This is a genomic window from Haloterrigena sp. KLK7 (assembly GCF_037914945.1).
Lineage (GTDB): Archaea > Halobacteriota > Halobacteria > Halobacteriales > Natrialbaceae > Haloterrigena > Haloterrigena salinisoli.
Genome location: NZ_CP149787.1, coordinates 2,399,943 through 2,424,677, shown reverse-complemented (window position 1 = coordinate 2,424,677; position 24,735 = coordinate 2,399,943). Strand labels below are relative to the sequence as shown.

26 protein-coding genes are annotated in these 24,735 nt (G+C 67.9%); 16 read left to right on the top strand and 10 right to left on the bottom strand.

What is annotated here, in order from left to right:
- Positions 1-104 precede the first annotated feature (104 nt).
- Entirely contained in the window at positions 105-860 is a 756-nt protein-coding gene (locus tag WD430_RS11895) for an HAD family hydrolase (RefSeq protein WP_339102662.1), read from the bottom strand.
- Positions 857-2,125, bottom strand: a complete 1,269-nt coding sequence (locus tag WD430_RS11890) for a lactate 2-monooxygenase (RefSeq protein WP_339102661.1) — start codon at positions 2,123-2,125, stop codon at positions 857-859. The genes WD430_RS11895 and WD430_RS11890 overlap by 4 nt, the downstream gene beginning before the upstream one ends.
- A 186-nt stretch (positions 2,126-2,311) precedes the next feature.
- Here WD430_RS11890 and WD430_RS11885 point away from each other — a divergent pair, with 186 nt between their 5' ends.
- The 6 genes from WD430_RS11885 (at position 2,312) to WD430_RS11860 (ending at position 9,410) form a co-directional block, all read left to right on the top strand.
- A complete protein-coding gene (locus WD430_RS11885; protein WP_339102660.1) occupies positions 2,312-3,088 on the top strand; it encodes a glucose 1-dehydrogenase in 777 nt (258 codons plus the stop codon).
- A 126-nt stretch (positions 3,089-3,214) separates the two neighbouring features.
- Positions 3,215-4,762 carry an ATP-binding protein gene (locus WD430_RS11880; RefSeq protein ID WP_339102659.1) on the top strand — a complete coding sequence of 516 codons (1,548 nt, stop codon included), beginning with the start codon at positions 3,215-3,217 and terminating at the stop codon, positions 4,760-4,762.
- A 151-nt stretch (positions 4,763-4,913) separates the two neighbouring features.
- Positions 4,914-5,915: a TIGR04024 family LLM class F420-dependent oxidoreductase gene (locus WD430_RS11875; RefSeq protein WP_339102658.1), complete on the top strand. Its 1,002-nt coding sequence runs from the start codon at positions 4,914-4,916 to the stop codon at positions 5,913-5,915.
- 72 nt (positions 5,916-5,987) lie between these two features.
- Complete coding sequence (locus WD430_RS11870) at positions 5,988-6,968, top strand: AIR synthase family protein (RefSeq protein ID WP_339102657.1); 981 nt, start codon at positions 5,988-5,990, stop codon at positions 6,966-6,968.
- 85 nt (positions 6,969-7,053) lie between these two features.
- On the top strand, positions 7,054-7,248 hold the full coding sequence (locus WD430_RS11865; protein ID WP_339102656.1) for a hypothetical protein: 195 nt from the start codon (positions 7,054-7,056) through the stop codon (positions 7,246-7,248).
- A gap of 188 nt (positions 7,249-7,436) precedes the next feature.
- Positions 7,437-9,410: an ATP-binding protein gene (locus tag WD430_RS11860; RefSeq protein WP_339102655.1), complete on the top strand. Its 1,974-nt coding sequence runs from the start codon at positions 7,437-7,439 to the stop codon at positions 9,408-9,410.
- Positions 9,411-9,447: 37 nt separating this feature from the next.
- Here the strand turns inward: WD430_RS11860 and WD430_RS11855 are convergent, their stop codons facing one another.
- On the bottom strand, positions 9,448-10,680 hold the full coding sequence (locus tag WD430_RS11855; protein WP_339102654.1) for a lactate racemase domain-containing protein: 1,233 nt from the start codon (positions 10,678-10,680) through the stop codon (positions 9,448-9,450).
- A gap of 87 nt (positions 10,681-10,767) precedes the next feature.
- Positions 10,768-11,610 (bottom strand): phosphatase PAP2 family protein, encoded by an 843-nt coding sequence (locus tag WD430_RS11850; RefSeq protein ID WP_339102653.1) that lies wholly within the window; start codon positions 11,608-11,610, stop codon positions 10,768-10,770.
- Positions 11,611-11,739: 129 nt separating this feature from the next.
- Here WD430_RS11850 and WD430_RS11845 point away from each other — a divergent pair, with 129 nt between their 5' ends.
- Both WD430_RS11845 and WD430_RS11840 read left to right on the top strand, forming a co-directional pair.
- Positions 11,740-12,408, top strand: coding sequence for a helix-turn-helix domain-containing protein (locus WD430_RS11845; RefSeq protein ID WP_339102652.1), 669 nt, complete (start codon positions 11,740-11,742; stop codon positions 12,406-12,408).
- 117 nt (positions 12,409-12,525) lie between these two features.
- Positions 12,526-12,819 (top strand): HalOD1 output domain-containing protein, encoded by a 294-nt coding sequence (locus tag WD430_RS11840; RefSeq protein ID WP_339102651.1) that lies wholly within the window; start codon positions 12,526-12,528, stop codon positions 12,817-12,819.
- A gap of 78 nt (positions 12,820-12,897) precedes the next feature.
- On the opposite strand, the gene WD430_RS11835 is transcribed toward WD430_RS11840, so the two are convergent.
- Entirely contained in the window at positions 12,898-15,654 is a 2,757-nt protein-coding gene (locus tag WD430_RS11835) for an AAA domain-containing protein (RefSeq protein ID WP_339102650.1), read from the bottom strand.
- A gap of 203 nt (positions 15,655-15,857) precedes the next feature.
- Between WD430_RS11835 and WD430_RS11830 the strand changes: the two genes are divergently transcribed.
- On the top strand, positions 15,858-16,433 hold the full coding sequence (locus WD430_RS11830) for a hypothetical protein (RefSeq protein ID WP_339102649.1): 576 nt from the start codon (positions 15,858-15,860) through the stop codon (positions 16,431-16,433).
- A gap of 78 nt (positions 16,434-16,511) precedes the next feature.
- Here WD430_RS11830 and WD430_RS11825 read toward each other — a convergent pair whose 3' ends face one another.
- The gene (locus tag WD430_RS11825; protein ID WP_339102648.1) at positions 16,512-16,775 is read right to left on the bottom strand and encodes a hypothetical protein; all 264 of its coding nucleotides are present in this window, start codon (positions 16,773-16,775) and stop codon (positions 16,512-16,514) included.
- Positions 16,776-16,931: 156 nt separating this feature from the next.
- On the opposite strand from WD430_RS11825, the gene WD430_RS11820 reads away from it, so the two are divergent.
- From WD430_RS11820 to WD430_RS11810, 3 genes are all read left to right on the top strand, one after another.
- Positions 16,932-17,483 (top strand): hypothetical protein, encoded by a 552-nt coding sequence (locus WD430_RS11820; RefSeq protein WP_339102647.1) that lies wholly within the window; start codon positions 16,932-16,934, stop codon positions 17,481-17,483.
- A 311-nt stretch (positions 17,484-17,794) separates the two neighbouring features.
- The gene (locus WD430_RS11815) at positions 17,795-18,223 is read left to right on the top strand and encodes a nuclear transport factor 2 family protein (protein ID WP_339102646.1); all 429 of its coding nucleotides are present in this window, start codon (positions 17,795-17,797) and stop codon (positions 18,221-18,223) included.
- Positions 18,220-18,447 carry a hypothetical protein gene (locus WD430_RS11810; RefSeq protein ID WP_339102645.1) on the top strand — a complete coding sequence of 76 codons (228 nt, stop codon included), beginning with the start codon at positions 18,220-18,222 and terminating at the stop codon, positions 18,445-18,447. Before WD430_RS11815 ends, WD430_RS11810 begins: the two co-directional genes overlap by 4 nt.
- A gap of 48 nt (positions 18,448-18,495) precedes the next feature.
- Here the strand turns inward: WD430_RS11810 and WD430_RS11805 are convergent, their stop codons facing one another.
- Complete coding sequence (locus WD430_RS11805; protein ID WP_339102644.1) at positions 18,496-19,458, bottom strand: zinc-dependent metalloprotease; 963 nt, start codon at positions 19,456-19,458, stop codon at positions 18,496-18,498.
- Between the two features lie 71 nt (positions 19,459-19,529).
- Complete coding sequence (locus WD430_RS11800) at positions 19,530-19,835, bottom strand: hypothetical protein (RefSeq protein WP_339102643.1); 306 nt, start codon at positions 19,833-19,835, stop codon at positions 19,530-19,532.
- A gap of 283 nt (positions 19,836-20,118) precedes the next feature.
- Between WD430_RS11800 and WD430_RS11795 the strand changes: the two genes are divergently transcribed.
- The 4 genes from WD430_RS11795 to WD430_RS11780 all read left to right on the top strand — a co-directional run bounded on the left by WD430_RS11795 (position 20,119) and on the right by WD430_RS11780 (position 22,881).
- Positions 20,119-20,343, top strand: a complete 225-nt coding sequence (locus WD430_RS11795) for an LSM domain-containing protein (RefSeq protein ID WP_008894159.1) — start codon at positions 20,119-20,121, stop codon at positions 20,341-20,343.
- The gene (locus WD430_RS11790) at positions 20,340-20,516 is read left to right on the top strand and encodes a 50S ribosomal protein L37e (protein ID WP_138244220.1); all 177 of its coding nucleotides are present in this window, start codon (positions 20,340-20,342) and stop codon (positions 20,514-20,516) included. Before WD430_RS11795 ends, WD430_RS11790 begins: the two co-directional genes overlap by 4 nt.
- Before the next feature lie 281 nt (positions 20,517-20,797).
- The gene (locus WD430_RS11785) at positions 20,798-21,496 is read left to right on the top strand and encodes a DUF4013 domain-containing protein (protein ID WP_339102642.1); all 699 of its coding nucleotides are present in this window, start codon (positions 20,798-20,800) and stop codon (positions 21,494-21,496) included.
- 191 nt (positions 21,497-21,687) lie between these two features.
- Positions 21,688-22,881 carry a threonine synthase gene (locus WD430_RS11780; protein WP_339102641.1) on the top strand — a complete coding sequence of 398 codons (1,194 nt, stop codon included), beginning with the start codon at positions 21,688-21,690 and terminating at the stop codon, positions 22,879-22,881.
- Between the two features lie 159 nt (positions 22,882-23,040).
- Here the strand turns inward: WD430_RS11780 and WD430_RS11775 are convergent, their stop codons facing one another.
- Both WD430_RS11775 and WD430_RS11770 read right to left on the bottom strand, forming a co-directional pair.
- Complete coding sequence (locus WD430_RS11775) at positions 23,041-23,742, bottom strand: DUF502 domain-containing protein (RefSeq protein ID WP_339102640.1); 702 nt, start codon at positions 23,740-23,742, stop codon at positions 23,041-23,043.
- A gap of 39 nt (positions 23,743-23,781) precedes the next feature.
- Positions 23,782-24,618 (bottom strand): proline dehydrogenase family protein, encoded by an 837-nt coding sequence (locus WD430_RS11770; protein ID WP_339102639.1) that lies wholly within the window; start codon positions 24,616-24,618, stop codon positions 23,782-23,784.
- Positions 24,619-24,735: the final 117 nt, after the last annotated feature.

Genomic DNA, 24,735 nt, shown 5'->3' with positions numbered 1-24,735 from the left:
AGAGTTATCAATCAGCACGGTCGCGACGGTCGCGAGCGGTTCGATCTCCGTCGAGAGTACAGCGGCCGGCGGACGACGCGGACGCGGAGGCGCGAGCGCGAGAGTCACGTCCCGTCGACGATTTCGAGCACCTCCTCGGGCGATTCGATCCGATAGGAGACGGCCGGGCCGTCCTCGGCGCCGAACGCGACGCCGTGCATTCCCACCTCGTCGGCGCCCCTCACGTCGTGGTCGTACCGGTCGCCGATCATCAGCGATCGCTCGGGGGCGACGCCGGCCTTCTCGAGGGCCGTCTCGAAGATCACGGGATCGGGCTTCGTCCGGCCGACCTCCTCCGAGGTCGTGATCGAGTCGAACTGCTCGCGGACGCCGAACCGCTCGAGCATCTCCTTTCCCGCCTCGTCGTCGACGTCGCTGATGACGCCGACGTGGAGGTCGCGCTCGGCGAGGGCCTCGATCGTCTCCGGCGCGCCCGGGATCGGTTCGATCGATGCATTGACGGTCTCCTCGAAGTCGGGCTCCCACGTCTCGCGGGGCAGTTCCTCGCCGACGAGGGCTTCGACCCCCTTCGCGTACCCCTCGCGGGCCGAGCGAAACTCGGTGCCGTCGCGCTCGCGGAAGTAGTCGCCGACGGCCGTCCGCCAGACGTCGACGGCCTCCTCGACGCTCAGCTCGAGGCCGTGTTGGTCGACCAGGCCCTCGACGAACGCCGCGTGGGCGCCCTGCACGGACTCGAGGTCGAGGATGACGCCGCCGATGTCCCAGAAGACGGCCTCCCACTCCGGGGGCGCGGTGCTGGCGTCGGTGTCGGCACCGCCCGCATCGCTGCCGTCACCGGTACCGACGTCGTCCCCGCTCATCGCTCGGCCCTCCGTACCGTCGAGCGGTCGACCTCGTCGATGCTCGCACACCCCGAGAGGCCCACCGTCAGGTCGACGTCGGCCAGCAGGTTCGCGAGAACCGCGCGCACGCCGTCCTCGCCGCCGATACCGAGGCCGAGCGCGTAAGGCCGGCCCAGCAGGACCGCGTCGGCGCCGAGCGCGACCGCCCGGAAGACGTCGCTCCCGCGGCGGATACCGCTGTCGAAGAGGACTGAGAACTCCTCGTCGGCCTCCGTGGCCTCGTCGACCGCGTCGACGACGTCCGGCAGCGCGTCGAGCGCCGGAATCGCGCCGTCGACCTGTCGGCCGCCGTGGTTCGAGACGATCAGGCCGTCGACGCCCCGATCGACCGCCTCGCGGGCGTCGTCGGGGTGGAGCACGCCCTTGAGAACGATCGGCAGGTCGGTCTGCTCGCGGAGCCACTCGAGATCGTCCCACGTCAGGGAGGCGTCGCCGAAACACTCCTTCCACGAGAGGATCGCCGAGACGGGGTCGTCCTCGGGATCGGCCTCGAGTCGGTCCCGAAACGCGGGATCCGCGAAGTAGTTCTGCAGGCCGTGGGTCTCGAGGAAGGGGAGATAGCCGAGTTCGATGTCCCGCTCGCGCCAGCCCATCTTCGGCGTGTCGAGCGTGACGACGACGGCCTCGTAGCCCGCGTCCTCGGCGCGCTCGAGGAAGCTCGCGGCGACGTCCCGGTCGGCGCTCCAGTAGAGCTGGAACCAGCCGGGGCTGTCGCCCAGTTCGTCCGCGACGTCCTCGAACGTGTGCGAGGAGACGGAGCTCAGGACCATCGGAATCTCGAACTCGCGGGCCGCGCGGGCGACGGCGAGTTCGGCCTCCTCGTGGAGGATCTCCTGGACGCCGATCGGCGCGAGCAGGACGGGTGCGGGGTACTCGGTGCCGAAGAGTTCGACCGAGAGGTCGCGACTCGAGACGTCCCGCAGCATTCGAGGGACGATCTGCCACTTCTCGAAGGCGCGGTCGTTCGCCCGGACCGTCGACTCGGAGCCGGCGCCGCCGGCGACGTAGGCGAACGCCTCCTCGTCGAGCTCCTCGCGGGCGCGCTCGACGAGGTCCTCGTAGGAAACGGGGAACTCGGGCGGTTCGTCCTCGAGCATGCCGCGGCTGTAGACCTCCTGCTGTCGGTTCGGTCCGTACCGCGGTACGTCGTCCGGAGCTTCGTTCGACGGTGCGTCGTCCGAATCTTCGTCCGTCGGATCGTTCTGAGGGGTGTCGTCTGTCATAGCTGAGAGTTCGCGAGCCGTCGCCGGAGAGCTCCGCGCCCGACCCGCCGCTGTCTGCGTATCCGTGTCACCGGTTGCCACTCACTTAACGGTACGGTGTCTGTGCTCACCTTTATTAACAAACTCTGCGTATACTCGAGTGGAACTAACAATGGAAGCGAAACAGCGAGTCACGGGTGATCGCGGATGAGCACCGAGCAGTTCAGCGTCGACGGCGACGTCGCCATCGTCACGGGCTCCTCGAGCGGCATCGGGCGGGGCATCGCGAAGCGGTTCGCCGCGGACGGCGTCGACGTCGTCGTCTGTTCGCGCGAACAGGAGAACGTCGACCCCGTCGCCGAGGAGATCAACGAGAGCGAGCGCCCCGGCGAGGCGCTGGCCGTCGAATGCGACGTGACCGACCGCGACGCCGTCGAGGCGCTGGTCGAGGCGACCGTCGAGGAGTTCGGCGGGCTGGACGTGCTGGTCAACAACGCCGGCGCCTCCTTCATGGCCGACTTCGACGACATCTCGCCGAACGGCTGGGAGACGATCATCGACATCAACGTCAACGGCACGTACCACTGTACCCACGCCGCCGCGGAGCACCTCAAGGACGGCGGCGGCTCGGTGATCAACCTGGCCAGCGTCGCCGGCCAGCGGGGCTCGCCGATGATGAGCCCCTACGGCGCCGCCAAGGCCGCGGTCATCAACCTCACGACGACGCTCTCCTACGAGTGGGCCGACGACGACGTCCGCGTCAACTGCATCGCTCCCGGCTTCGTCGCCACGCCGGGCGTCGAGAGCCAGATGGGCGTCTCCGCCGACAACATCGACCGCGAGGAGGTCGCCCGCCGCATCGGTACCGTCGAGGAGATCGCCGACCTCGCGCAGTTCCTCGCGAGTCCGGCCTCGTCGTACATCGTCGGCGAGACGATCACGGCCCAGGGCGTCCCGCAGATCAGCGAAGAGAGCGACGTCTAGGATCGCCCGTCTCCGTTCGATCGACTCCGCCTCCTCACGGCCAGCGGACGGGGACGCCGTCGCGCCCTATTGGAAACGGCCGCATCGATCCCAACATTCACAACTCGATGGATGGCAACGGACGGTATGTCCCCGTGGAGGCGTTTCGCGACCGCGAACGGAATCCGCTTCGTCTCGGCGCTCGGGGGACTGTTCGTCCTCGTGGGAGCAGTTCAGGTGAGCGAGGACGTGATGGCGGATAGCTCCGTCAGGGAAGCGCTCGCCGATTTCGTTCTCTTCGCCGGACCCGCCGTCGTCCTCCTCTACGGGGGGTATCGGATACGACGAAGCGATCTCCCGCCCGATCGGTATCCGCGCATCGTCGGCTGGTGTTTCGGTGGTCTGGTACTGCTGCTCGGCGTCACCGGCCTGCTCGCGCTCAATCCCGAGGCCACCCTCGGCGACCCGATACGGGAGATCGGTCTGCAGACGGCGGTCGGTAGTATCGCCGGTCTGGGGGTCGGAGTGATGGAAGCACGGGCTCTCACGCGCGCGGCGGAAGCCGAGCGGAGCGAGCAGGCGCTGCGCGAGGAACGGAACTTCATCGAGGAACTCGTCGAGACGGCGCCGATCGGGATCGCGACGCTCGACGGCGACGGCGCGTTCGATTTCCTCAACGATCAGATTCGGGACCTCTTCGGGTACACGTCGGACGCTATCGGTGGCTACGAGGAGCGCACGGACCTGTTCGATCCGATCCGGTTGGACGGGACGCCGCTCGCTCCGGAGGAGAGTCCGTCCTATCGAATCGTCGAGCACGGGGAGACCGTTCACGAGGGTCCGATCGGGTTCGAGCGAGCCGACGGCGAGCGCGTGTGGCTACTGATCAGCGGCAAACCGTTGCGGGACGACGAGCGGCGAAAAGCCGTGCTCACCTGCACGGACGTCACCGAACGAGTCGCGTACGAACGCGATCTGCGGGAATCGAACGAACGGTTGGAGCAGTTCGCCTACGCCGCCTCTCACGACCTGCAGGAACCGCTTCGGATGATCTCGAGTTACCTCCGACTGCTCGAGAACCGGTACGCCGACGAACTCGACGCCGAGGCCCGGGAGTTCATCGACTTCGCGGTGGACGGCGCCGATCGAATGCGCGGAATGATCGACGCCCTGCTCGACTACTCCCGGGTCGACAAGGAGACGGACACGTTCGAGGCCGTCGAGCTGGATACCGTCCTGAGCGACGTCCGCGCTGACCTCCGGCCGAGAATCGAAGCGAGCGACGCCGAGATCGCGGTCGACTCGCTCCCGCAGGTCTACGGCGACGGAGAGCAGCTTCGACAGGTGTTCCGGAACCTGCTGGACAACGCCATCGAATACAGCGGCGAGGAGCCGCCCCGCGTACGCGTCTCGGCCGAGCGGGACGGGGACGAGTGGGAGATCGCCGTCCGCGACGAGGGAATCGGCATCGACACGGACGAACCCGACCGCGTTTTCGAGGTGTTCGAGCGCCTCCATCCCCCCGACGAGCACGACGGAACGGGCATCGGCCTGGCGCTCTGCGAACGGATCGTCGAGCGCCACAACGGAGACATCTGGGTCGAGTCGGCGCCGGGCGATGGATCGACGTTTTACTTCACCGTTCCCGTCGAGGAGCGGCCGCCGAATTCCGTCGGTGAGCCGCTCACCGCGTAGCGAACGGAACCTTGTGGTTCGCCAGCGCGCTCCGTCGGGAGCAGATGGCCGAACGACGACCGCCCGTCCGCCGGAGGCGATCCGTAAACGGGAGTGATCGTGCTGCCAATTCCCATACACCCAAAAGGACGGCGCTGGTCTGTGCACAACGATGACAGACCGAGACGTTCACCTGCCGGTCGCGGCCCAGCCGACCGTCGACTCGATCGTCGACTACACGCAACGCGCGGAGGAGGGCGGCTACGACTGCGCGTGGCTCCCCGAGACGTGGGGGCGGGACGGCGTCACCGTCCTGACGGCGATGGCCGAACGGACCGACTCGATCGATATCGGCTCGAGCATCCTCAACACCTACTCCCGATCGCCGGCGCTGCTCGGCCAGACGGCGGCGACGCTCCAGGAGGTCTCCGACGGGCGATTCCGACTCGGCCTCGGGCCCAGCGGCCCCGTCGTGATCGAGAACTGGCACGGGATGGAGTACGGCAACCCGCTCAGGCGAACCCGTGAGACCGTCGAGATCGTCCGGCAGGTCCTGTCGGGCGAGACGGTCGAGTACGACGGCGACGACTTCCAGCTCTCGGGCTTCCGGCTGCGCTGTGAGGCCCCGGACCCCCAGCCGCCGGTCGAGGTCACCGGAATGGGACCGAAGGCCGTCGAACTCGCCGGTCGGTTCGCCGACGGCTGGCACGGCATCATGCTCACGCCCGAGGGCATGGCGGACCGCGTCGAAGACATCGAGCGCGGCGCCGAACTCGGCGACCGCGACCCGGACGAGGTACGGATCACTGCCGGCGTCACCTGCTGTGCGCTCGAGGACACCGAACGGGCCCGCGAGCTCGCCCGTCAGCACGTCGCCTTCTATGTCGGCGGAATGGGCACCTTCTACCGGGACGCCCTCGAGCGCCAGGGGTACGACGAGGCCGTCGAGGTCCACGACGCCTGGCAGGACGGCGACCGCGAGCGCGCCCTCGAACTGGTCGACGAGAACATCCTCGACGATCTCTGTGCGTTCGGCGACCCCGAAACTGCTCGGGAGCAACTCGAACGCTACGAGGCGGTCGACGGGATCGACGCCGTCGCGGTCAGCTTCCCGCGGGGCGCCGACGAGGACGAGATCCGGCGGACGATGGACGCGGTGGCGCCCGACGCCTGAGCGGTCTTCCGCTCCGTCGACGTCACCGCTTCCTTCGACAGCTACAAACCGCGGATCGACGGAGTTCGTGGTATGCCCGGCAAGGTGAGTCCGGACGACCTGCTCGCACACGTCTTCGAGCGGACGGGAACCGACGACGAGACGGTCCTCCAGGGGCCGGCCAACGGCGAGGACGCCGCCGCCATCGCCCCGTTCGGCGGCGACGAGACCCTCGTGGTCAGCTCCGACCCGATCTCGCTGGCCGCGGAGGGCGTCGGCTCCCTCGCGGTGCCGATCGCCTGCAACGACGTCGCCGCCTCCGGCGCCGACCCGCGGTGGCTGACCGTCGTCATCATGCTCCCCGACGAGGAGACGGACCTCGAGGCGATCACCGGCGACCTCGACGCGGCCGCCCGAGACGTCGGCGCGACGATCGTCGGCGGCCACTCGGAGTACGTCGACCAGCTCGAGCGTCCCCTCCTGTCGCTGACCGCGATGGGGACCGCCGACTCGTTCGTCCCGACCGGCGGCGCCGAACCCGGCGACAGCGTCGTCATCACGAAGGCCGCGGGGCTCGAGGGAACGGCCATCCTCGCGGCCGACTTCGGCGACGACCTCGGAGTCGACGACGCCGTCCGCGAGCGCGCCGCGGCCTTCGTCGACGAGATCAGCGTCGTCCCCGACGCCCGCGCGGTCCGCGAGTACGCGACCGCGATGCACGACCCCACGGAGGGCGGCGTCGCGGCCGGCCTGCTCGAGATCGCCCGCGCGTCGGGCGTCCGACTCGACGTCGATCGCGAGGCGATCCCGATCCGCGAGGAGACGGCGCAACTGTGTGAGGCCGCCGGCGTCGATCCGCTGCGGATCTTCGGCTCCGGGGCGCTGCTCGCGACGGTTCCGAGCGACGACGTCGCGGACTGTCTCGCGGCGCTCGAGGCGGCCGGTCTCGAGGGGAGCGAGATCGGAACGGTCGGCGAGGGCGACCCCGCGCTCGTGCTCGACGGCGAGTCGATCACCGATCCGATCGAGGACGATCTCTACCCGCTCTGGGCGGACGCGGACGGCGAGGACTGACGTCCGGCTCCGCCCGGAACGACTGCGACCGAGGGCCCGAATTCGCTTGCATGCGTCTTATTGGCACGGCTGCGCTTCCTCTGCCATGGCGACAGTCGCATACGAGGGACCGGACGGGACCGCCGAGGAAACGGTCGACGCCGGCAACATCACCGATTCGGGCAAGGTTCAGGGCCTTCGGATCAAACTCGACGACGGCTACATTCACCTGCCGTACACCCGCGTGTACTGGGTCCGAATGAGCGAGGACGAGGGCAAGGCGGACTACTCGTCGGCCTAGCGAACGGTCACCGCCACGGTTCACTCCGAGTTCGGCGCGGACGATCGATCGTCGACGCAGCGGAGGGACGGACGCCGGTTCTCGTTCCGACGATTCCCCGTCCGACACGGGTCAATATACTGAATATTCTCGAAATAATGACAGTGCGATAGAAGGTTTTACCCACGGCTCACCCCTATACGTCGGTAATGGATTCGACGCCCGAGGCCGACGCGGAGCTCCGTCGTCGGGTTCGGCAACAGGAAGTCGTCGCGGAGCTCGGACAGCGAGCCCTCGAGACCGACGATCTCGATCGACTGCTCCACGAGGCCGTCGTCGCCGTCTCGGACGTCCTCGAGACCGAGTACGTGGAGCTGCTCGAGTTGCTGCCCGAGGGCGACGAACTCTTCCTGCGCGACGGCGTCGGCTGGCGCGAGGGACTGGTCGGCTCAGCGACGGTGCCCGCGGACCCGGACTCGCAGGCGGGGGTCACGCTCCTGACCGAGGCGCCGATCGTCGTCGACGATATCCGCACCGAGGAACGGCTCTCCGAGCCCGCGTTGCTCGCCGACCACGGCGTCGCCAGCGGCGTCAGCGTGATCGTCGGCTCGGTCGACGACCCGTGGGGCGTACTGGGAACGTACGCGACCGAGCGCCGCGAGTTCACCGACCGCGACGCCACCTTCCTCCGGAGCGTCGCGAACGTCCTCGCGTCGGCGCTCGAGAACGAGCGGACGCGGCGAGAGCTCGAGGAGATCTACGGCCGCATCTCGGACGCCTTCTTCGCCCTCGACGGGGACTGGAACTTCACGTACCTCAACGAGCGCGCCCACGAACTGATCAACCCCGAGGGGCGAACGCTCGTCGGGAAGTACGTGTGGGACGAGTTCCCAGAGGCGATGAGCCAGCAGTTCAAGACGGAGTACGAACGCGCGATGTACGACCAGGAGACCGTCTCGTTCGAGGAGTACTATCCCGCGCCGCTCGACAGCTGGTTCGAGGTCCGGGCCTATCCCTCGGAGACGGGGCTGTCGGTCTACTTCCGGGACGTCACCGAGCGCAAGGAGCGCGAGCGGGAACTCGAGCTGTTCCGGACGCTCCTCGATTACTCCAACGACAGCGTGCTGGTGATCGATCCGCAGTCGGGGCGGTTCCTCGACGCTAACGAGACGGCCTGCCGTCGCCTCGGCTATGACCGAGCGGAACTGCTCGATCTGACGGTGCCCGAGATGGACCACGTGTTCGACGACATCGGAGACTGGCGATCCCACGTCGAGGACGTGAAGGCGCAGGGATCGATGACGATCACGGGCGAACACGTGCGGAAGGACGGGACGACCTTCCCGGCGGAGGTCAACGTCGCCCACGTCGAACTCGATCAGGAGTACATGATCGCGATCGCTCGCGATATCACCGAGCACCGACAGCGCGAGCGCGAACTGGAGGAGTCGAACGAACGCTTAGAGCAGTTCGCCTACGCGGCCAGCCACGACCTCCAGGAGCCCCTGCGAATGGTCTCGAGTTACCTCCAGTTGATCGAGCGCCGGTACGCCGACGAGTTGGACGAGGACGGCGAGGAGTTCCTCGAGTTCGCGGTCGACGGCGCCGATCGGATGCGCGAGATGATCGACGGCCTCCTCGAGTACTCCCGGGTCGAAACGCGGGGCGATCCGTTCGAACCGGTCGACCTCGAGCGCCTGCTCGATGACGTCCTCGACGACCTCTCGCTCCAGCTCGAGGAGACCGACGCCGAGGTCGAGACCGAACCGCTGCCTCGCGTGCGGGGCGACGCCAGCCAGCTGCGGCAGGTGTTCCAGAACCTGCTGTCGAACGCCCTCGAGTACAGCGGCGACGAGCCGCCGCGGGTGTACCTCGAGGCCGAGCGGTGCGAGGCGCGTAGCGCCTCGAAACGAAGCGGTGAAGCCGCGGAGTACGAGGGAGCGATGTGGGAGATTTCGGTCGTCGACGAGGGGATCGGCATCGACCCCGAGGATCAGGACCGCGTCTTCGACGTCTTCCAGCGCCTGCACAGCCGCGAGGAGTACGACGGAACCGGCATCGGGCTGGCGCTCTGTGAGCGAATCGTCGAGCGCCACGGTGGGGAGATCTGGGTCGAGTCGGAACCCGGCGAGGGCTCGACGTTCTCCGTGACGCTGCCCGCGGTCGACGAGCCGGCAGCGTGACCGCCCGAGCGTCGTTCGCCGTCCGGTCGACCGTCGCTCAGCCGTCGACGAGCAGCGTGTTCAGGGCGTCGGGAACGACGAGCACGTCGCTTCCGGGCTCGACGGCGTCCGAAACGTCGCTCGCGGCGTGCATGAGACATTCCTCGACGATATCGGGCGCCTCGCTGTTCGTCACGTAGAGGTCGTGCTCGCGGAGGACCCGCGCGACGACGAACGCCCGCTGGGCGCCGGGTTCGTACCCCTCGCGCATCGCCTCGTACAGCGAGTCGGCGTCGGTCGCGCCGCTGAGGCGGCGATAGAACCGCTTCTCGCCCGTTCCGTCGCCCGCTCCCTCCGGAAGCGCGGCGGGGACGACGAGCCGGCCCCCCTCGCGGAGCGGATTGCGGTCGCCGAGCGCGACGTAGGTCGCGCCGCGGGTCGCCTGATAGAGGTTCGCGTCCTTCGGCGCGCCGACGCCGCAGACGACGGCGTCGTACTCGCGGTCGATCGGCACCGAGAGGGCGTCTCGAGCGACCGCGGCGAGTTCGCGGACGACGCGCCGTCCGTCGCCGGCGCGGACGCCGAGGACGCCCGCCGGTCCGTAGCTCAGGTTGATCGAGAAGTCCACCCCCGCGAGGTCGCCGGCCGCGTCGATCGTCTCGCGGAAGGGGTTGCCCGCGACGCGGCCGAGGCGGACGCCCTCGCGGGCGAGCATCTCGGGACCGTGCGTGTATCGGATGATCGACTCGCTGCCGGTCCCGATGACGACGGTCTTCGCCCCGCCGCTGAAGCCCGCGTACTGGTGGGTTTCGACGACGCCCGTCGAGAGCACCGCGTCGGCCGCGGCGACGGGCTCGCCGATTTCGACGGGGACGTCGCCGTCCGGTCCGACCGCGCCGACGTCCACCACCGACTCGGGATCGTGATTCACCGCCAGATCCGCGTGCGGTCCCAGCATTTCCACGATCTCGTCGTCGGTCATCGGTCGGTGGAGGCCGAGTCCGACGACCACGGTCACCTGTTCGCGGGCCACGCCGACGCTCTCGAGGCGCTCGAGCAGGACGTCCAGTAGCACGTCGTCGGGCGCCTTTCGAGTGATGTCGGTGACGACGATCGCGATCGCGTCGTCGGGATCGACGCGGTCCGCGAGCGGCGGGCCGATCGGCTCCTCGAGCGCGCGTTCGGCGGCCGCGCGGACGTCGACGGGGGTGCCGCCGGCCGGTCGCGCGACCGTGACCTCGCAGTCCGGGAGGGAGACGTCGATCGTGCCGGTTCCGAGCGGGATGTCCATGCGTACGGGTCGCACGCGAACCGTGAAAAGCGTCGCCGGTCCGCGTTCGGACTCTCGGACTCGAGACGCGACGCGGCGAGCGTTCGATTACGCCCGGGACGCGTCGGCCGCACCGATAGCGAGGCGGCCGACCGCGATCGGGGCGAGCAGCACCCATCCGACGAGTGCGGCGTAGAGCGCGACGAGCGCCGGCGCGGCCGTGACGAGCGCTTCGGCGAACTGGAGCGCGGCGACGCCGACGCTACCGACGGCGACGAGCACGGCCGTCTCGAGTCGGGTTCGGAGTTCGGGGAGGCGATCGATCCACCCGGCGGCGCAGAGACCGCCGATCGCTCCGCCGAGGCCGAGCAGCGAGTCGTCGCTGGCGCCCGCGACGACGACGGTGACGAGCGCGAGTCCGAACGCGACGGCGAAGCCGCGGCGCGGATCGCCCTTCGTGAGACGAGTCATCGCGGCGAGGAAGGCGACTCCGAGCGCCGCGCCGACGATCACGTCACCGAGGTAGTGGACGCCGAGGACGACTCGGGAGAGCGAGACGAGCGCGACGAGCGTTCCGGCGGCCGCCAGCGCGCGGCCGTCCCGCGTCCGATCGTACGCGACGACGAGGCCGCCGTAGACGACCGTCGCGGCGAAGGCGTGGCCGCTCGGGAAGCCGTACCCCTCGCGTTCGCCCTCGAGGGGGATCAACAGGGCGTCCGCCGGCGGTCGCGGCAGTCCGAGCAGGGTCTTGATCGACAGCAAGAGCCCGAGTCCGGCGACCGCGTAACTGATCACGAGCGCGCTCCGGCGGCGACGCCCCGACCAGAACAGGACGGCGAGAACGAGCATCGGGACCGTCGTCCCGCCGAGTTCCGTGACGAACACGACGAGGTCGGCGTACGCCGCCGGGAACGCCTCGCGGATCGCCGCGCTGGGCTCCTCGAGACGCATGTCAATTCTCGTTTCTCACTTCCGAACCTAAACGTTCGTCTTTCGGCGAGACTGCCCGAATCGAGTCGAACCGGGTCGGACCGTAAGCCCCGCGTTTTAATAGCGATGTATGCCAATTAATACCATAGGATGGCGACGTTCGTCGAATTCGAGCTGGCGGCCGCGAACGCCGCTCTCGACGACGTGTTCGACCGTCTGCCGTCGTGTTACTGTCGCATGGAGCAGACGGCCGCGAGCGACGTCCCCGGGCTCTGGTTCGGCGGCGTCGAGCGATCGGCGCTCGAGTCGGCGTTCGAGACGGATCCCACCGTCGACGCGTACTCGCTGGTCGACGCTGCGGGCGACGAGTGGCTGTACGAGATTCGATTCGCTCCCGACGCCTGTGATATCTACGAGAACGGGTCGGTGTTGTTCGAGGAGGGCGGGACGATACTCGCGGCGTCGGCCACCCGCGGAACGTGGTCGGTCCGGATGCGATTCGCCGAGCGCGAGAGCGCCACCCAGACCTACCGTCGCCTCCTCGAGCGGGACATCGACGTCGAGGTCGCGAGTCTTCGGGAGCGGTCGACCGCGGGACCGGAACGTCTCGGACTGACGACCGAGCAGTACGAAGCGATCGTGACCGCCATCGAGCGCGGCTACTACGAGGTCCCCCGCGAGGTGTCGATTACGGAACTGGCCGACGAGTTCGACATTTCGGATCAGTCGGTCTCCGAACGCCTTCGGCGCGCGATATCGAGGCTGCTATCGGCGGAGTTCGACGAAGCCGACGCGCGCTCTCGAGCCGACGATCAGTGACGGTTCCCTCGGGCGGCGTTCCGAGCGCCGATCACCGATTCCCGCCCGACGGGAACTTAAAAACCCTGACTGTCCGCATGACAGCATCACGGACGAGAGCGACGAACGGTCCACTGGATGTCCACCGACCGCTGGGTTCCGGACGACGGTGACGGCGCGCCGGTCGTGCTCGAGTACGCGCCGGACGACGAGACGCCGACCAGTATCGCGGTCGTGCGCACGATCGCCGCGCTCGAGAACGTCGATCCGACCGCCCTCGAATTCACGCTCTACGACTACATCGATCCGATCGCCCTCGACCGGCTGATCGCTCACACGGGCGACGGGAGCACCGAAGTTAGGTTCACGATACACGGCTACCGCGTCTCCGTCCGCGAAACGGGCGAAATCGTCGTTCGGGAACCCGAGTGAGGGGCGTCGCCACCGAAATCGACGGCAGCGTCCGACCGCAGCGACGGCGGCGACGGTGGACCGCCGGTGCCCGACACCTCAGCGGGTCGCCCACTCGAGCATCCGCTCGTAGACGGGGTCCGTCGCCAGCGCGTTCGAATCGCCGACGAGCACGAGCGCGCGCTTCGGCCGCGTGAGCGCGACGTTGATCCGCCGGTAGTCCTCGAAGATCGGCCCCTCGAGCGTCCCGGTCGCGGTAAAGGAGACGATAATGACCTCCTGACTCGAGCCCTGGAAACGATCGACGGTATCGACCGCGACGTCGTCGGGGACGTGCTTCGATATCTCCGAGACCTGCGCGCGGAAGGGCGCGATGACACCGATCTCCGAGCGCTCGAGCCCCGCGGCCTCGTAGGTCTCGATCAGGTCGGCGATCCGCGCGGCCTCTTCACTGTCGGTGTACCGTCCGCCGTCGCCCTCGACGTCGACGAACGAGACCGGATCCCGCAGCTCGGCGGGGAGGGCCTCGCGGGCGACGCCCTCGAGGTCGTCCAGCGTTCGCCCGGCGACCTCGGGCGTCGCCGGCCGCAATCCCCCGTCGTAGAACTCGGTGGAGGCGAAGACCTGGATGCGCTGGTTCATGCGGTACTGGCGGTCGAGCATGACTCCGGCCTCGGGGTGGAGGTCGACGAGGCGCTCGAACAGCGATTCGGTAAGGTCGTTCTCGGCCCGCACGACGGGCGGTAGCTGCTCGTGGTCGCCGACGAGGACGAACCGGTCGGCAAGGTTCGTCGCCGCGTGCGTGCCGGGTTCAGTCAGCTGGGCGGCCTCGTCGACCAGCGCCGCGTCGAACGACTGCTCCTTCATGACTCGAGAGCCGCAGGTCGCCGTCGTCGCGGCCACGACCTGCGCGTTCTCGAGTTCGGCGACGCGCTCCTCGGGATCGCCGGCGCGCTCGAGGCGGTACGGCTCCATGTCCTCGCGGACGCCGCTCTCGGAGCCGACGCGGACGACGCGGTCCTCGTCGATCACGTCGTCTAACTGCTCGAGTAAGGCCTCCAGCGCGTTGTCCACCGCGCGATTGGTGAACGCCGACAGCAGGACGCGCTCGCCGCGTTCGACCATCGCGCGGATGGCGCGAGCGATCGTGTAGGTCTTCCCGGTGCCCGGCGGGCCGTGGATCAGCGCGAAGTCCTCGGCGCCGACGGCCATCCGGACGGCCTCGTCCTGCGCGTCGTTGTTGTCGATGAAGATCTCGTCAATGGCTTCGAACTCCGGCTCCGCTCGACCGAAGAGCACGTCCTTGCGGCGGTCGCTGCCCTTCAGCAGGAAGTCGTGCATGGCGACCAGCAGCCGGTCGGTCGTCAACTCGGAGGGGTAGACGTCCAGCCGCGTGACCTCGACGGGCTCGTCGGCCGTGAGAACGATTTCGTCGTCCAACCGTTCGATGCGGGCGAGCTCCGAATCACCGCGCACTGGGTCCCCGTCGCTGGCCAGTACCAGATCGCCCTCCCGGAGCTTCGAGTTCGCGCCGCTGGTTCGCCGGGCGCGCAACTCCCAGCGACCCTCCGCGAGTTTCCGTCGCTCGAGGAACTCGAGGTCGATCAGCGCGCGGTCGTCGTCGGCGCGTTCCTCGGCCGTCTGCTCCCAGAGCTTGGCGTACTCGCGGTGGACCTCGCGGCGCTCCTCCTCGATCGCCCGATAGAACCGATCGAAGTAGTCGCGTTCCTCCTCGGGCAGGGCCGCGCCGATCTGGCCGGCCTTCGACTCCTGATCGAGCCGCCCCGAGACGACCATGCAGGTGTCCTGCTCGAAGCAGTACTCGCACTTGGCAGATCCCTCGTACCCCGTGGGAACGTCGCCCTTGATCTCCATCGCGGCGAGCTCGTTGCGCAGGCGGACGACGAACTTCAGCAGCCCGTCGCCCATCGAGAACTCCTTGGCGGGCGTGAGGTCGCCGGTCTCCTCGTTTCGCTCCAGCGTGGAGTTCTTGGTGTAGAGCAGCGTGCCGGTGTCGACGCTCCCCCCGTGTTCCTCGAGCAACAGCGCGTAGCAGGCGGCCTGCACCTTGTCCTTGAACCGAGGTTCCTTCTTCAGGTTCTTCCCGGTCTTGAGTTCGACCGGCGCGCCCCGTCGGATCGCGTCGGCGCGGCCCCGAATTCCGAAGGTCTCGCTGATGAGGAGTTGCTCCGAGCGCCAGCTGTCTTCCTCGGTCAGGCGGCCCTGCTCGAGCCAGCCCTCGATCGCCTTCGCGTTCTCGCGGACGTCCTCCGCCACGGCGTCGGGGGTCTCGCCGAGCAGGCCGAGCTGGAGGCCGCGCTCCTCGACGCGGGCCTCGATGGACTCCTCGAGGTCGCGGCCCCGCAGCAGGTCGCCGAAGACCTCGTGGACGAGCGTCCCCTTCACCACGGGGTAGTTCAGCGGGACGCCCGAGAGCTTGTTCAGGTAGTACAGGCGGGGACACTCGACCCAGTTGCGCAGCGACGTCACGTTCACGAGGAAAGAGGGCTCGACGACGACGTAGGAGTCGCCGGTCGTCTCGTACCGCGTTTCGCCCTGATACTCCTCTTCCTCGGCGTCGGTGACGAGCAGCTCCATCCCGGGCTCGAGGTACTCCGCCGACTCGGTCCACTTGTTCCACAGCGTGACCGTCGTCGTCTCACGGGCGTCCGCGAGGGTCGTCTGCCCGCCGGCGTCAGTTCCGGTACCGGCGTCTCGAGTCGGCGCGTCAGCGCTCGTCGAATCGTCGCCGTCGCTCTCGAGGCGCAGCGGCACTTCGGCCAGGTCGCTCTCGCCGTACTTCGTCGACACCGAGCGCACCTCGACCTCGCCCGCGACGGTTCCGCGTACGTGCACGGCTATCCGTCAGGGGCGAGCCATCAAAAACGCTATCGGTCGCCGGTGCGGGCACGACGTCCGGAAGCTGTCGGAGCGGCGAACGGTTACGCGTCGAATCGCCCGCATTCGTCAGCGTAACGATCGATTACCGGCGATTGTTCGTACCAGACGCTGGAACGGTCGCCGTCGTTTTTGTCGATTCCGTCGAACCGTCGACCGAGATGAGCGACTCGAACCGCGACGACCGCGATCGAGACGGATCGGGCGGTGTCGAAGGGGGCGCCGACCGCGACGAGGGAATGCGGTCGCCGTCCGACGACGTCGACTCCGGGACCGGGGTCGGGGACCGAGACGATCCCGGGCGAGACCGCCGCGACGAGACGACCCAGATCGCGAACGAGGAGCGCCGGCGAAAGATCTCGGTCATCAGCGGGATCATCGCCGTCATCGGCGCGTGGGTCGCCCTGTCGGTCGTGGTCCTCTACGACGTCTCGGGAGCCGCGTTCTGGAACAACGTCCTCGTCGGGACCGTCGTCTTCGCCGCGGCGGCCTACAATTACTACCGGCTCGCCAACGACATCCCGCTCAGCGTCGGCGTCTCGGGACTGGTCGCGCTGCTGGGCGTCTGGCTGATCGTCGCTCCCGCGCTGCTCGAGATGGAAGCGGGGCTGGGACTGTCGGAGAGCCCGTTCTGGAGCACGCTCGCCTCCGGACTGCTCATCGCGGCGCTGGCCGGCTACAACGCCTACGGCGCGCGCGAGGCGCGGTCGGTCGCGACGGACTCCGCGCGGGCCTGAGCCCCGACGGGCCGATACGAATCCGGGACTGCGTCGGGATCGAACGGAGCCCGTAACCGCGTCCAAAACGAGTGCTGCTTACCGCGTCGATCCGAAGTTCGACTCGAGGTCGCTCTCGAGTCGCCGGAGGCGGTGTTCGGCGGCGTGGTGACGCGTCGCGACGACGGCGAAGCAGATCATGACGACGGCGAAGCCGATCGAGACGGCGGGGGAGATGCCGTTCACGTAGCTGTTCCCGAGCTGGCCGAGCGCCAGCGCGAGCGGGCCGAGCGCGAGCAGGCAACTCTTCGCCGGCGTAGCGAGAAACAGTTCGACGAACGAAGGTGATTGACGGGCGGACATGGCAAGCAGTGGTTACTCTCCCTGTCAGGGGAGGCATCGTATCCCTTTCGGTTCTTACCGACGAGCGAGAGGGGCGAAAGCGACGATGACTCGGCGGCAGTGGCGGCTTTCGGCGCGACCGATACGTTCATTCTGTCCGCGTCACAACGAACGCGTATGCGGATTCGCGAGTGGCAGGACATACTCGAGGACGTCACGGAGCGAGACGTCGACCCGGAGGACTGGCGCGCGGTCGCCGGCGACCGCGCCGCCGGCGTCGGCGAAGACATGTACCTCGCGCATCCCGGTGCCGGGGTCTTCTTCCTGAAGACCTACGCGAAGAACCCCTTCGAGGTCCGCGGCGTCGGGACGCGGGTCGCCCGCAGCCTCGACGACGAGATCGGAGCCTTCCTCCCCGAGGAGGAGACCGGCGGGCGGTTCGCCGTCCAGTCGCCTCCGGAGGACGAGGAGCAGGCCGAGACGGTCTCGAAGCGACTCGAGACCGTCCTCGAGACCCACGCCGACGCGCCGACGCGACCGCAGGACCTCTTCGACGACGTCATGGAGGCCTTAGAGAGCCCCGCGTTCGGGCCGATGGAGTACGACCAGTACGACCGCCCCGACGAACTCGAGGACCTCTCGGAGCGGTTCGAGGAGGCCGACGAACTGCTGAACGCGGAACTCGAGGACCTGATCGAGACCGACGAGGTCGATCGCGGCTTTATGTGAACCGAAGTTTTTCCACCGAACTTTTTCCGCCTCGGGTTCGCCTACGGCGAACCACTCGGCGCAAAAACGTCCTCAGAAATCTTCGATTTCTGATGGGCCCGCGAGAGCGCCGCTCTCGCGGACTTCGATGAAAAAGGCCGCCTCCGCGGGGTTTCACCCCGCTCCGGCGGGTAATCGCTCACTTCGTTCGCGAACACTCGAGCAGCACTTTCGTCGCACGACGAGCAGACGTGCTTCCCACCTCGAGTCCCCCGAACGCGCCTGCGACTGCGTCCGGTGACTCTATGGGATCGGCTTCCGAGGCACCAGGTATGAGCGACGGAGACGCTGACGGAGCCGCGGCCGTCGTCCGCGACTACTACGACGCGCTCCGGAGCGGCGAGCCCCTCGCGCCGTACTTCCTCGAGGACGAGTCGACCGTCAAATTCGGGATCAGCGAGTCGCTGTTCGGCTTCGAGTCGGTCCGCGAGGCGCTGCGAGAGCAGACCGCGACGACCGCGAACTGGACCGTCGAGAGCGAGGGCCTCGTCGTCTCGGAGCGCGACGCGTTCGCGACGTTCGCCGACGAAGTGACGATGACGTGGACGGACACCGAGACCGGTGCGAACGAGCGGTTCGAGACGCGATGGAGCGGGACACTCGTTCGGAACGAGAGCGGCGATAAGGAGGGGAACGGAACCGGAGACGGGCCAGCGTGGCGGTTCGCGACGATGCACGTCAGTACGGCCGACGAGCTATGAGTCGCGGCCCCGACCGCGACTCGAGGCGTCGGTCCGCCGACTCGAGTTCGCTGACGGAGCCGTCGATCCGGCTCAAGGGCGTGTTCGTCCTGCTCGTCGGCCTCTCCGGCGGCACGATGGCACTCGGGGGCGGCGCGCCGCCGGTCATCGTCGGGCTGATGACGGTCGGCGGACTCGTCGCCGGCGGCGCGTTACTGTGGTACCTGCTCTGGGTCCTCGGGTAGGAACGGCTCGAGTCCGACGGGGAGAGCGGGGAATCGATCGATTCGCGATCAGCGATCGACGCGCTGGAGCCACATCGTCGGGGCGTCGAGTTCGTCCTGCGTCGGGAGGTTCTCGGGCCCCTCCCAGACGAGGCTCGCCGTCTCGAGGTCGCGGTTCTCGACGACCGTCTCGAAGAAGTGCTTCCCGCGTTCGTACTGCCGTTCCTTGAGTCCGAGACCGAGCAGACGGCGGAACAGCTTCTGGAGCGGCCCGCGGCCCTGTCGGCGGGCGTCGAGTTTCCGGCGGAGGTCCGCGTACTCGTCGTCGAAGGCGTGGTCCATCAGCAGTTCGGCGTACCCCTCGACGACGGTCATCGCGGCGTCGAGCTCCTGGAACGACGCGCGGTCCAACGAGCCGTCCGACAGCTTCGCGATGCCCTCCTCCATGCGCTCCTCGAGGTGGTCGGAGAGCCACGGCGCGGCGCCGAACTCCGCGGCGTGGGTCACCTCGTGGAAGGCGATCCAGCGGCGGAACCGGTCGGGTTCGACCTCGAGTTTCTCCGCCGCGCCCAGGATGTTCGGTCGAACGAAGTACAGCGCGTGCGTCTCTTCGGGGTCGTTCGCCAGCAGCAGCGGGTCGTACTGGCCGAGGACGTTCCGTCCGAGGAAGGCCAGCAGGACGGTCATCGTCCCCGTGTTGATCGTTCGGGCGACGCCGGGGAAGGCGCCGGCCGGCACCTGGTCCTCGAGGGTGCCCATCACGCGTTCGAAGGTCGCGATGTTGGCGTCCATCCAGTGGTGGCGGTTCTGGATCTCGATGGAGTCGGGGACGTCGAACTCGACGCCCGAGACCGATCGGATGGCCTCGCGGGCCTCCCGCACGTCGCGGGCGTAGGCCTCGCGCTCGCCCGGCTCGAGCTCGAGCGAGCCGGGCTCGGTCACCGCCTTCGCGGCGTCTGCCGCGGACTGCCAGTCGATCATATCGTCACCGGACGCCCCGGCAACGGCCCGGGCGCTGCGATAGAGATTCACGGCTACGGGTACGGGAAGGACGCGCAAAAGCGTTCGGTCGCTCGCCGTCGGTCAGTTTCGTCAGTCGCCGATCAGTTGACGATGACGTCCGGTTCCTCCTCGGCCTCGAGGTCGTCCTCGTCGTCGCCGCGGAACTTCTTGGCGGCCGCCGCGATGGCCACGAGCGTAACGAGCGCGATGACGGCGCCGATGGCCTTGCTGCCGCCGGACTCCTCGTCCTCGGAGTCGTCGACGTCGGTCTCGGGCTCGTACTCCGGCGTCTCCTCGGACTCGGTTTCGGTGGAGCCGAACGGCAGTGCACTGCCGATCGATCCGGGGCCGAACTGGGTGTCGCCGTCCAGATGCAACTCGATGAGGGTGAACTTCGTATCGCCCATGTGTAGCGATTCGACGACTGGATACTTATACTGTTTGCCGGCCGTCGCGTTTCGAAGCCACGCAGACGGTCTCGTCCTCGGAAGCTCTCGGTCCTCGGCGGTGCGTATCGGTATCTCGAGTCGGACCAGCACGTCATTCAGAACCACTCAGCCGAACTGATCGGTCTCCCTATCGATCCGTGCTACCGTCCACCGATCGGAAACGAGCGATTATGCCCGGTCGAACCGTCGAGTCGGACACAGGACCGGTACGATTAAGTGTCCGTCACCTGCGGTCTTTCGTATGAGTGGACGACCGCTGGACGTCCTCGAGGCGTCGCTCGGCGAACGCGTCACGGTACGACTCAAGAGTGGCGGCGAGTACGTCGGCGATCTCGCCGGCTACGACCAGCACATGAACCTCGTGCTCGAGGACGTGACGATCCCGGAAGCCGGTGTCGACGAAGAGGCGCCGGTCGAAGACACAACGATTATACGCGGCGACAACGTCGTTTCGATCACTCCATGACTGGCGCAGGAACCCCAAGCCAAGGAAAGAAGAACAAGACGACCCACACCAAATGTCGTCGCTGCGGAGAGAAGTCCTACCACACCAAGAAGAAGGAATGCTCGTCGTGTGGCTTCGGCAAGTCCGCCAAGCGCCGCGACTACGAGTGGCAGTCGAAGACCGGCGACAACTGACGGATTTTCTCTCTCCCTTCGAACTCCGATCGCGCCAGCGACGCGACTCGAACAGCGGTGACGCAGTGCGTGCTTCGGGCCGTGAGACCGTCGCTCGAGACGCCGCGATAGCGACGCGATGATGCCATCTCTTCCCTGACTAAAACCGGTATTCGATATTCGAGTTCTCGAACTACAGGAATCCTACCTGTCGAATTCCGCGCCTCACGCAGCTTTATATAGTTGTCAAGCGTATATTAGGACGACCACGCTGGAGACGGCAGTCGGTCGAGGACGAGACGATGCTCACTACCGCGGTAACCTACCTGAAGAACAGCGACGACGCCTGGAAGATCACGATTATCGGCGGACTGCTCGTACTGGCGAGCGTGCTGGTGCTCCCCGCCGTTCTCGTCTGGGGCTACGTCGTCCGCGTGCTCGAGCGAACGAGCCGCGGCGAGGACGAGGCGCCGGAATTCGACGACTGGGGCGCGCTGACGGTCGACGGCGTAAAAGCGATCGCGATCCTCCTGGCGTACGGCCTGCTTCCGTTCGTCGTCGGCGGCCTCCTGTTCGGGGGCGTCTGGCTGGCGGTCGGCAGCGACCCGGGAACGCTCGGCGCCGTGGCGCTGGGGATCAGTAGTCTGGTGACGCTCGCGGCGATGGCCGCGGTCGCCTACACCGTCCCCGCCGCGCTGGCCCGCTTCGCGACGGAGGGCCGACTCGGCGCCGGCTTCGAGTTCGACGCGCTGCGTCCGAGCCTCGCGACCGGGACGTACGCGGTCGGCTGGCTGCAGGCCGTCGGGATCGTCTTCGCGGGCGCGCTGCTCTCCGGGATACTCGCCGAGATCGCGATTCTCGGGGCGATCCTCGGCGCGATCGTGTCGTTCTACGCCCTCGTGAGCGCCTACTACGTCATCGGGCAGACCTGGGAGCGACTTCACCCCGTCTCGCTCGAGGAGACGCGGGAACGACCGTCGGCCGAACGGCCCGCGGTCTGAACCGGTTCGCTTTTTTCCGCCGTCGAACGCGATACCCCGTCAAACGACGGTCAGCCGCGGCGAACGACGGCCGTCCACCGATGAACAGCCCGTTGTAGCAACTGAAACGAGTCGCACACTGCTCGCGCGAGTGCGAGCAGGTGCGTATTGGCTTTCAGTGACTACAAGTCCGACCCCGCGAACACTCGCGTATGGAGACGACGGACGCCTTCGCCGGACTCGAGTGTGTCGACTGCGGGGCTACCTACGACGCCGAAGCCGTCTCGCACCGCTGTCCCGACTGCGACGGCTTTCTCGATCCGAGCTACGAGTACGACGCGATCGACCTCGACCGGGAGACCCTCGCGGACCGACCGTTCGACTCGCAGTGGCGCTACGAGGAACTGCTCCCGTTCCCCCGCGAGTCGGCGGTGACGACCAACGAAGGGGCGACGCCGCTGGTCGACTGTCCCGACCTGGCCGACGAACTCGGCGTCGAACGCGTCCTGATCAAGGACGACGGCCGGAATCCGACGGGGTCGACCACCGACCGCGGGGCATCGGTCGCCGCGACGGCCGCCGCCCGGCACGGGGCGACAGACGTCGCCCTCGCGTCGACGGGCAACGGCGGCCAGGCGGCCGCGGCCTACGCCGGCCGAGCCGACCTCGAGTCCCACGTCTACGTCCCCTCGCGCTCGAGTTTCACGAACAAGGCGATGATCAACGTCCACGGCGGCGACATGAACGTCGTCGGCGGTCGGTTCGACGACGCGGTCGGTGCCTACGAGGAGGGGATGGGCGAGCACGACGACTGGTACTCGCTGCAGCCCTTCGAGACGCCGTACCGCCACGAGGGGGCGAAGACGACGCTCTTCGAGATCCTCGAGGGCCTCGAGTGGGAGGTCCCCGACGCGATCTGTTACCCGACCGGTGTCGGCGTCGGACTGGTGGGGGCGTACAAGGGAGCGACGGAGCTCCGCGAACTCGGACTCATCGACGAGCTCCCGCCGCTGTACGCCGCGCAGGCCGCGGGCTGTGCGCCGATCGTCGACGCCCTCGAGAGCGATCGCGACGAACACGAACCCGTCGAACGACCGGACACGATCTGCGGCGAGATCGAGATCGCCGATCCGCCGGCGAGTTCGCGCGTCCTCGAGGCCGTCCGCGAGACCGACGGCGGGGCGGTCGCGACCGAGGATCCGGACATCCTCGAGTCCGGCGTTCGGGTCGCCACGCACGAAGGGCTCGAGCTGGCGCCGAGCCCGGCCGCGGCGGCGAGCGGGGCGTGGGAGCTGGCCGAGCGCGGCGAGTTCGACGGCGACGAGACGGTCGTCATCGTCAACACGACCGCCGGGAACAAGGAGGGCGACGTGCTGCGGAGTCACCTGATGAGTCAGGGCGTCTAGGGGCCGATCGCACCGAGCCGCGTCCGACCGTCGCACCGGTTCGCGTTCGGAGTCCGAAGCAGTGGCTGTAGTCTCGGAACGGCGACCGTAGTCTGGGAACGGCGAACGGCAGGCGTCGTAATCGGAACCGAAAAAACGGCCGCACGGCCGCGTCGAGCGTCAGTCGTCGTCGGCGTCCTCGAGCGCGCCGGCGCTCGTCTCGTCGACGACGTCGATCGAGACGCCGGCGTCCATCCCGCGGTTGCGGTTCGCGTCGCCGAAACCGGCGCTGAGAACGCGCGTCAGGGCGTCCTCGACGTCCTCGTCGAGTTCCGTGATGCGGTGGGGTTCGACTTCGACGACGAAGCCCGTCGTGATGTTCGGCGACGTCGGCAAGAAGAGCACCTCGCGGCCGTCGTCGGTCGTCTTTCCCGTCTTGAACGCCGTCATCCGGAGTCCGTCCCACGTCTCGATTTTGACCGGTTTCTGTAGCGAGTCCTGTTCGCCGAACGCGGTCTCGGCGGCCATTTTCGAGGCGTTGTAGACGACCCGCATCACGGGGACGCGGTTCGCGACGTTGTCGACGACCCGTTCGACGAGACCGCCGACGGTCGTCCGCATGAGGTAGCCGACGGAGAAGGTGAGGATGGTGAAGACGGTCAGCGCGACGATGACCCGGAGGAGTTGGGCGAGTTGTTCCCGAGTCTGCTGGGCCTGGGCGCCGTCACCGGGGATGAACGGCTGGAGGGCCTCGGGCTGGAGAATGAGCCCCGGCGTGAGCCCGGCGACGAGGCCGTAGAGCCAGTAGATGACGTAGAGAGTGACCAGAATCGGGCCGAGGACGATCAGCCCGCTCGCGAAATCCCGCTTCCACGAAGCCATGTACAGCACCTCACACTAGGGGCTAATGAGCCCTTCCCTTTAGCGGTCGAGGAGGGCACGGAGCGCGAATCGGACGTTCGCCGTCCGTTCGGTCATCCGCCGGTAGAAGTACGATTTCCACCGGTCGCCGTAGGGGACGTACTGGTAGACGGAGTACTCCGCGGCGAGTTCGTTCTGGGCGTCCTCGCGGACGCCCATCAGCATCTGGATCTCGAAGTCGGTGCCGTGGGTCTCGTGGCAGTCGATCGCGTGGTCGATCATCGCGGGGTCGTGACTACCGACCGCGATGCCGCCGTCGTAGTGTTCGAAGGCGTATTCGAGCAGCGCCTCGTACTCCCGGTCGACCCGGTCGGCGTCGCGATAGGCGATATCGGCCGGCTCGTCGTAGGCCCCCTTGACGAACCGGACCTTGCCCGGCACGTCCGCGAGCCGTTCGACGTCCTCGCGGGTGCGCTTGAGGTTCGCCTGTACGCAGACGCCGACGCCGCCCTCGTGCGCTCGAGCGAGCTCCTCGTACGCGTCGAGCGTCGCGTCGGTCGTCGTGTGGTCCTCCATGTCGATCCAGACGAAGACGTCGCGGTCCGCGGCCGCGTCGACGACGCCCGCGAGCGTCTCCCGAAACACGTCCTCGCCCAGATCCAGTCCCAGTTGCGACGGCTTGACCGAGATGCAGGCCTCGAGACTCGAGTTCGCGATGTCGTCGACCAGTCGCCGGTATTCGGCGGCGTCGGCGGCCGCGGCGTCGCGGTCGTCGTAGTGTTCGCCCAGCAGATTGAGGATCGCCTTCACGTCGCGATCGTTCAGCCGGCGGACGTGCTCGAGGGCCGTCGCCGGCGACTCCCCGGCGACGAAGTGGTTCGCGATCGGCGGGATCATAGTCGGTCATTCGGCCGCGAATCAGAAGGGTGTTTGTCCGTTTCTCAGATCGATCCGTTCGCTTCGATGCGATGGGACCCGACGCTCGGTCACCGAAGCGTGAGACACCGTTCCCGA

Bases quoted from the DNA above. Each gene is read 5' to 3' on its own strand.
- WD430_RS11895 (WP_339102662.1), bottom strand. From the start codon at position 860: ATGAGCGGGGACGACGTCGGTACCGGTGACGGCAGCGATGCGGGCGGT.
- WD430_RS11890 (WP_339102661.1), bottom strand. From the start codon at position 2,125: ATGACAGACGACACCCCTCAGAACGATCCGACGGACGAAGATTCGGAC.
- WD430_RS11885 (WP_339102660.1), top strand. From the start codon at position 2,312: ATGAGCACCGAGCAGTTCAGCGTCGACGGCGACGTCGCCATCGTCACG.
- WD430_RS11880 (WP_339102659.1), top strand. From the start codon at position 3,215: ATGTCCCCGTGGAGGCGTTTCGCGACCGCGAACGGAATCCGCTTCGTC.
- WD430_RS11875 (WP_339102658.1), top strand. From the start codon at position 4,914: ATGACAGACCGAGACGTTCACCTGCCGGTCGCGGCCCAGCCGACCGTC.
- WD430_RS11870 (WP_339102657.1), top strand. From the start codon at position 5,988: ATGCCCGGCAAGGTGAGTCCGGACGACCTGCTCGCACACGTCTTCGAG.
- WD430_RS11865 (WP_339102656.1), top strand. From the start codon at position 7,054: ATGGCGACAGTCGCATACGAGGGACCGGACGGGACCGCCGAGGAAACG.
- WD430_RS11860 (WP_339102655.1), top strand. From the start codon at position 7,437: ATGGATTCGACGCCCGAGGCCGACGCGGAGCTCCGTCGTCGGGTTCGG.
- WD430_RS11855 (WP_339102654.1), bottom strand. From the start codon at position 10,680: ATGGACATCCCGCTCGGAACCGGCACGATCGACGTCTCCCTCCCGGAC.
- WD430_RS11850 (WP_339102653.1), bottom strand. From the start codon at position 11,610: ATGCGTCTCGAGGAGCCCAGCGCGGCGATCCGCGAGGCGTTCCCGGCG.
- WD430_RS11845 (WP_339102652.1), top strand. From the start codon at position 11,740: ATGGCGACGTTCGTCGAATTCGAGCTGGCGGCCGCGAACGCCGCTCTC.
- WD430_RS11840 (WP_339102651.1), top strand. From the start codon at position 12,526: ATGTCCACCGACCGCTGGGTTCCGGACGACGGTGACGGCGCGCCGGTC.
- WD430_RS11830 (WP_339102649.1), top strand. From the start codon at position 15,858: ATGAGCGACTCGAACCGCGACGACCGCGATCGAGACGGATCGGGCGGT.
- WD430_RS11825 (WP_339102648.1), bottom strand. From the start codon at position 16,775: ATGTCCGCCCGTCAATCACCTTCGTTCGTCGAACTGTTTCTCGCTACG.
- WD430_RS11820 (WP_339102647.1), top strand. From the start codon at position 16,932: ATGCGGATTCGCGAGTGGCAGGACATACTCGAGGACGTCACGGAGCGA.
- WD430_RS11815 (WP_339102646.1), top strand. From the start codon at position 17,795: ATGAGCGACGGAGACGCTGACGGAGCCGCGGCCGTCGTCCGCGACTAC.
- WD430_RS11810 (WP_339102645.1), top strand. From the start codon at position 18,220: ATGAGTCGCGGCCCCGACCGCGACTCGAGGCGTCGGTCCGCCGACTCG.
- WD430_RS11800 (WP_339102643.1), bottom strand. From the start codon at position 19,835: ATGGGCGATACGAAGTTCACCCTCATCGAGTTGCATCTGGACGGCGAC.
- WD430_RS11795 (WP_008894159.1), top strand. From the start codon at position 20,119: ATGAGTGGACGACCGCTGGACGTCCTCGAGGCGTCGCTCGGCGAACGC.
- WD430_RS11790 (WP_138244220.1), top strand. From the start codon at position 20,340: ATGACTGGCGCAGGAACCCCAAGCCAAGGAAAGAAGAACAAGACGACC.
- WD430_RS11785 (WP_339102642.1), top strand. From the start codon at position 20,798: ATGCTCACTACCGCGGTAACCTACCTGAAGAACAGCGACGACGCCTGG.
- WD430_RS11780 (WP_339102641.1), top strand. From the start codon at position 21,688: ATGGAGACGACGGACGCCTTCGCCGGACTCGAGTGTGTCGACTGCGGG.
- WD430_RS11775 (WP_339102640.1), bottom strand. From the start codon at position 23,742: ATGGCTTCGTGGAAGCGGGATTTCGCGAGCGGGCTGATCGTCCTCGGC.
- WD430_RS11770 (WP_339102639.1), bottom strand. From the start codon at position 24,618: ATGATCCCGCCGATCGCGAACCACTTCGTCGCCGGGGAGTCGCCGGCG.